The organism is Aquidulcibacter sp., from assembly GCF_020253525.1.
In the GTDB taxonomy this organism is placed as follows: domain Bacteria; phylum Pseudomonadota; class Alphaproteobacteria; order Caulobacterales; family Aquidulcibacteraceae; genus Aquidulcibacter.
In genome coordinates, this window is record NZ_JADCBK010000021.1 from 1 (window position 1) to 5,365 (window position 5,365).

Genomic DNA, 5,365 nt, shown 5'->3' on the forward strand with positions numbered 1-5,365 from the left:
AGGATCGAGCGCGACATCTGGGTCGTCAAGTGTCCGTTTTCTTCGAAAACGGATCGCGTCGCGACGCAGCAAAGCTGCGCACTTGACTACTCAGATGTCGCAGAAACAATTTCGTTTGCGGTTTGGTGGGCCGGAAGGATCACCAAACCGCGTCTAGACAAAAACCAACCCAAAAACCATCCTCCCCGCCAAAGCGTGAGCTGCGAGCGGGAACCCCGTGGGACCTTGCGGCAACGACCACCAACCTGGCTAACCGCATTGGTGATGACATCGCCCGCCAAAAATGACTGCGACTAGCCTTGCGCGCGCCACGCCTTGGTCAGTGCAAAAAAGCCCTCTGGCTCAATCGTTTCAGGGCGGGCCGTTGGATTGATCCCCGCGGCTTCAAGAATGGCCTCGCAATTGCCAAGACCTTTGAGGCTGGCGCGCAGCATTTTGCGTCTCTGGCCGAATGCGTGGGCGGTCACATGTTCGAGGCCAGCAAGATCATCAAACGGGCTTTGATGATCCTCCAAAACCACAATCGCGCTCTCCACCTTGGGCGGCGGCACAAAGGCCAAACGGGGCACATGGAGCGCCAGACGGGCTGTGCAACGGGCAGCAGCAAGGACCGCCAATCGTCCATAATGGGAGCTGCCGGGCCGAGCACAAATGCGCTCTGCCACTTCGGTTTGAAACATCAGGCACATCGGCCCCCGCCACGGCCCTGCTTTCAGCCATTTCACTAAAAGTGGCGTGCCAACATTATAGGGCAGATTTGAAATGATCCGAGCTGGACCTATTACCCCGTGACTGGCCAAAAGCGCTTCCTCATCAATGGCTAGCGCATCGGCCTCAATCACGGTCAGTCGATCTAACTGGTCGGCAAAGAATCGGCCAAGATGGGCCACAAAACGGGGGTCTTTTTCAACCACAATGACTTTTGCTGCTGGGCTGGCCAAAAGAGCATGGGTCAGCCCGCCCGGACCCGGACCGATTTCCAAAACGGTTTCACCTGGTTGAATGCCTGCTAAGCGGCCGATTTTTCCGGTTAGATTTAAGTCTAAGAGAAAATGTTGGCCCAAGCTTTTTCGGGCGAACAAATCTGCCTCTTCGAGTGCTTGGCGCAAGTCCCCACTCATGACTTACCGCGCCCTTCTGCCAGTGTGGCGGCCATTTGAATGGCGGCGATCATGGATTCAGGACGTGCAAGGCCACGCCCGGCAATGTCAAAGCCCGTTCCATGATCCGGGCTCGTTCGAATGATTGGCAAGCCGAGGGTCGCATTCACGCCGCCCCAGAAATCGAGCGCTTTCAGCGGGATTAAGGCTTGGTCGTGATACATGCAGATGGCCGCATCAAAGGTGGCGCGGGCTTCGGCGTGGAACAGACTATCGGCGGGCAGGGGGCCACGCACCGTCAAGCCCATGGCCTGAAGCGCTAAAACGGCAGGCGCAATGATGCGGCTTTCCTCATCGCCAAAGGCCCCGTCTTCGCCGGCATGTGGGTTGAGCGCTGCGACAACCAGGCGGGGAGACTTCAGGCCCAGATCCCGTGTTAAGGCCTCTGACGTCACACGGGCGGCATGAATGATCGCCTCTTGCGTCAAACGACGTGGCACTTCGGACAGGGCGCAATGAATGGTGACGGGCACAACCCGCAGACCATCGACCGCCAGCATCATGACGGGCCCGCGCGTCTGCTCAAATGGAACAGCTTCCAACAGGGCGCCTAAAAACTCAGTATGGCCGGGATGACGAAAGCCTGCGGCCATGAGGACGGATTTCGCGATCGGTGCGGTTACCAATGCTAGCGCTTGGCCAGACAAGACTAAGTCGACACCCTGCTCAATCGCCCGCAGGACCACCTCAGCATGGGCAGTATCAGGCTGGCCAGCAATGACCCCGGGCGTTTCAAAACCTTCTAGGACGGGGAGCGCTTCGTTGAAAACCGAAGGAGCGTCAGAAACCTGTGTGATCAGCTGGGTTGGAACTGACCTAAACAGGGCAGGATCACCCAATACACAAAATGGGGTTGGGCCCGTATGTAAGGCCTGCCAAGCCTTGGCAATAACTTCTGGGCCAATGCCTGCCGGATCGCCCATGGAAATGACCAGCGGCCGTTTGTGTCCTGTCAAAGCGAACGCCACGCGATCAGGGCTGGATGATCGCCGCTTCACGACGGATATCGCGCAAATAGCGGCGGGCGATCAGGGCCAATTCCTGCTCATACAGGCGGTCTTCCAATTGCTCGAGAGTTGGGATGTCCGAGCCGGTATTCTCGCGGTCACACAGCACCATAACATGCACGCCAGTCTCTGACCGGAACACGGCACTGGCCTGACCATTCGATAGGCCTAAGGCTTGGCTGCGGAAGGGTTCGCCCAAATCCTCGTCCTGGATTTCACCATAGTCGATGACTTCCAGAGAACTGCGCTGTGCGGCTCTATTCACGCCATCACAGCCATTGCGCAACGCATCACGGCTGGTGCGGGCGGCTTGTTCGGCCCGACGCCACGTTGCTTCATCCGCGCCTGCCGGGACCTTACGGGTCATTTCTTTGAGCTTGAGCTTGGCCTTTGGCGGGCTGGGCTCGCGCTTTTCACGCACCGAGACAATCATCACGCCGCCGGGCACGACGATTGGATCACTGACTGTTCCGGGCGTCATCTGCTCCACCGCTGCGGCAACTTCGGCTTTCAACTCGCCCAAGGTGATCCACCCCATATCGCCGCCGGTCGAGGCAGAAGGCGCGAAGGAAAATTGTTGCGCAACCAATTGGAAGGGGGTTCCGGCGCGCAATTGCTGCACCAAAGTCCGTGCCCCCTCGAGGGTTTGCGGCGCGCTTTGGGCATTTTCATCTTCCAAGAAAATCTCAGAAATAAGATATTGAGGCTTGTTTGTATTGGCTAAAATACGATCAAGCGCTGCCTTGACCTGATCGCGATTAACCCGCACGCGAGAGCCAAATCGACCACTGACAATGCGCTGCCACACAACTTCGGCGCGGGTCTTGTCGCGATAACTTTGGGCCGAAACGCCAATATCAGCGAGGTCGCGGAAAAAGGTTTCTAGGGTCGCGCCATTCTGACGGGCTTGATTGGCCAAAATGCGGTCGATTTCGCGGTCAGACGCATCCACTTTGAACTTTGCAGCTTCTTGTAATTGCAAGCGCTCGTCGATCAGGCTGTTCAGAGCTGCGGAAGTTGCGCGCTGGATCAGTTCTGGCGTGATTTGCTGCGCCCCGGATGTGGCAATCAAAAACTGGACCCGTTGGCGCACATCCAGTCGGGTGATGGGCTGGTCATTCACGATGGCGGCAACGCCCTCGCTTAAGGGGCGCTGTTGAGCCACAGTGGGTTGCGGCTTTAGCCAGACCGCGCAAGAGAGTGCCAACATCGCACCCAGTGCAAACCGGCCTGCACATGCGCTGATTGTCCCCTTGCTCATCCATTCACTCCATGCGCCACAGCGCGATTGTTGAGGGCTCTTCATAGTCTTCTAGCCCAAAATCCGTTCATGACCAACGGACTCATCAGGTGCAAGTCAATGCACGGTAAATTTGTCGATCTTTAGGCAGAATTACCTCAGTCAAATGGGGCGTCGCTCAGCTCACCCAAGGTGCGGAATGCGATCTGGAACCGGATGGATTGGGAGGGTTCGATGAAGCGGTTTCGTGTTCCAATTTCTTCATAGAAGATGCGGAAGTCGGTGCATTCATCCCCATAGATCAAGCCATAAGCCGAGCGGAGATTGGTGTCTGTATTGAAGTCGCGATAGAGCGCGCCAAACAGTTTGAAATTCTTATTGAGGGTCAAACTCACCGAGCCTTGCAGCTCTTTATTGGCGCGGGTGGGGCCGGCGGCGCTTTTGTCAAACTCATGATAGCGCAGGTTGGTTTCAGTGCGCCACACCTTAAGCCGCGCAATAGCTTCGGTATGGACCAGCTTGCCGGTTTCAGCATCCACCCGCAAGCGGCCCGTTAGGCTGCCATAATCGCCGTGGCGAAGCTCAAAATCGCCAACCCAATCTGATTCCTTGCGGTCGAGGTTTGAGGCGCGACTGAAGGCGCTGGCCTCGTCGGTACGTATGCGACGTCCAATAAAGCCACTGGCCCGCAGCGGCACCGCATTGGTCGTAGAGCGCGGTAACACATCCAAGCCCGCGCGCACGCCGAGACTGACGCGGCTTCCAGGCTCCCACAAATCCATCCCTGCAGCCCCTGCTGGCCGGAACAAGCTGGTCGCGTCCATTTCAAAGCCCAGCGCATCTTCGACGCGGATCCGGCTTTGCTGATCGTCTTCACTGGCCAAAGTCACCGAGAGGCGCGGCTCTAAGGTCACATTGAACCGATTTCCGGGGCGCACGAGCGGCCAGCGCACATCGACCGATGCAAGGCCAACACCGCGGCCAAAGGAATCAGCGGGCAGGGGGGTGGCCGAGACAGCCCCCGTATTCGAGCCTTGGCTATAGTCGAAATAATCGCCGCGAACCAAAGCCGTGGGTTCAAGCACCAAGCCGCCCGGGAGAATTTGGCTTCCCCGCCACGTCGCGCCGATATTTCCGCGCACAGAATCAAGCCGCCCTTCGGTGCGCATTAAGGAGACGGCAGAACCCGATACATCTAAGCGGCCATTCATGGGCCCAATCAGCCAGCGATAGGTACCCTCGACCAAGGGGGCAACGCGTGGCACGTTTTTGCGCCGTTCGCCCGGCACGAGGTCTTGGAAGACCGCACCCAGAGAGCGCACATAAAAGCGGTCGGACCGGCCCTGCACATAAAGTTGCGACATCAGCCGCGATGCTTGTGGCCTTACAAGTCCGGCTTGTGTGGTCTCCTGCCCGATCCGATAGCGGAACAGATAGAGGTCATCGCTGGCGCTTTCCGCCGTAAAGCCCCAATTCCAAGTTTCATTAAGTTTGAATTCGCCATTGCCAAAAATATGGCCGCGCCAGTCTGACTCGCCAAATTTCTCACCGCGCTTGCCAAAGAATTTCTCTTTGGTGACCGATCCGCTTAGCCATAGACCGCCCGAATAGAATTTCCGGCGATAATCCAATTGGAGAACTGGATTGATATATTGGCTGATGATGGGTGTGATGGTGATGTCTGAAGAGGCATCAATCACCTGCAGATAGGGTTGCTCAATGAAATAGCCATTGCGGGAAGATTCGCCCGGCTTGGGTTGCAGAAAGCCAGAACGACGACCCGATGAGGGGTCTCCATGCTCGAAATAGGGAATATAGAGGACGGGGACGCCCTTCACCTCGAACACGACATCATTATAGACGATCGATTCAGCGCGTTCGTTTTGCATGGCCCGCCGCGCGCGAATGATCCACGAGGGCTTGCTCTTGCCGTCCTTGCAGACTTGGCAAGCGGTATA

Annotated in this window: 4 protein-coding genes; all 4 read right to left on the minus strand. The window is 57.3% G+C overall.

Going from position 1 to position 5,365, the window contains the following annotated elements; genetic code table 11:
• Positions 1–293: 293 nt before the first annotated feature.
• The gene (rsmA, locus tag IOB61_RS02725; protein ID WP_290811812.1) at positions 294–1,121 is read right to left on the minus strand and encodes a 16S rRNA (adenine(1518)-N(6)/adenine(1519)-N(6))-dimethyltransferase RsmA; all 828 of its coding nucleotides are present in this window, start codon (positions 1,119–1,121) and stop codon (positions 294–296) included.
• Positions 1,118–2,116, minus strand: coding sequence for a 4-hydroxythreonine-4-phosphate dehydrogenase PdxA (pdxA, locus tag IOB61_RS02730; protein ID WP_290811815.1), 999 nt, complete (start codon positions 2,114–2,116; stop codon positions 1,118–1,120). The genes rsmA and pdxA overlap by 4 nt, the downstream gene beginning before the upstream one ends.
• Positions 2,117–2,132: 16 nt before the next feature.
• Positions 2,133–3,428, minus strand: a complete 1,296-nt coding sequence (locus IOB61_RS02735) for a peptidylprolyl isomerase (RefSeq protein WP_290811818.1) — start codon at positions 3,426–3,428, stop codon at positions 2,133–2,135.
• Positions 3,429–3,565: 137 nt separating this feature from the next.
• Positions 3,566–5,365: LPS assembly protein LptD (locus IOB61_RS02740; protein ID WP_290811821.1), on the minus strand; the 1,800-nt coding region annotated here is incomplete at its 5' end.